Source organism: Bradyrhizobium shewense (genome assembly GCF_900094605.1).
Lineage (GTDB): Bacteria > Pseudomonadota > Alphaproteobacteria > Rhizobiales > Xanthobacteraceae > Bradyrhizobium > Bradyrhizobium shewense.
Window position 1 is genome coordinate 1 of the sequence record NZ_FMAI01000102.1, and the last position, 1084, is coordinate 1084.

Consider the following 1084-nt stretch of genomic DNA (forward strand, 5'->3'; position numbering starts at 1 on the left):
GACCATCCAGCAGGTACACCCGCGTGTTGGCGATTGGACGCCCGATCGGGACCAACGCCCCATTGAAATCAGCCGGGCAAGTCCAGATCGTCGCGAAGGTCGTCGTCTCGGTGGGCCCGTAGCAGTGAATGAGACGTACAGGGCCTTCTTCTTTCAGCAATCTCAGAAATGAGGCAAGATCACCGCGCTCACCCCCACAGAGGAGGTGCTTCAGTTGCGCCAACGTTGGAGCAATCGATGATGTATATTGGTTGAACAATGCTGTTGTTAGAAACAGTGACGTCACCCGGTGCTGTTCTAGCGCCCGCGCAAAACTAAGAGTATCCCTGACGGTGGCGGCATGCATGGCAACAATGCAACCGCCGTTAAGCAGCGGTGCCCATACTTCGAATGTGCTTGCGTCGAAGGCGGGATTGCCAGCCCATGCCACCCGATCTCCTGCATCGATCTTCACATACCCACTGTTGATCACGAGCCGGTTGACGGCACGATGAGGAACAACAACTCCTTTGGGAAGGCCAGTTGAGCCGGAGGTGTACATGACGTAAGCGGCAGTTTCAGCGCTCAACGCCAGCCCAGGATCGGAACTACATCCCGTTCCAGCTATGAGCGGCTCAATAGCACGAACGGGTACCCTCGCCTCAACCAGATCATCAGCGCAAAGCACCAAGCGGGCAGCACAATCGGCCATCAACAATTCTTGTCGCGCCGACGGAAGGGCGCGATCGATCGGTACATACACTCCGCCCGCCTTCAGGATCGCCAGCTGCGCCACCACAAGAGCGGCGGAGCGGTCCAGCACGGTGGCAACGCGATCCTCAGGCTTGACCCCGAGGGCGATCAGGTGATGCGCCAGGCGGTTGGCCTGCGCATTGAGCTCGCCATAGCTCAGCCGCTCATCATCGCAGACCACCGCCACCGCATCCGGCGCCTTGTTCACCTGCGCCTCGAACAGCTCGTGGATGCACCGCTCCGCAGGATACGGCGCTGCCGTCCGGTTCAGCTCCTCCAGCAGATACGTGCGCTCGGCAGTCGAGAGCAGCTCAATGCGGTGGACCTCTTGCTGCGCATCGGCAGCCATCGC

At 60.0% G+C, this 1084-nt stretch carries 1 protein-coding gene; it reads right to left on the reverse strand.

Annotation, left to right across the window (positions count from 1 at the left end; genetic code table 11):
- The coding region (locus GA0061098_RS43470) for an AMP-binding protein (protein ID WP_165637995.1) at positions 1-1084 on the reverse strand (1084 nt) is incomplete at both ends.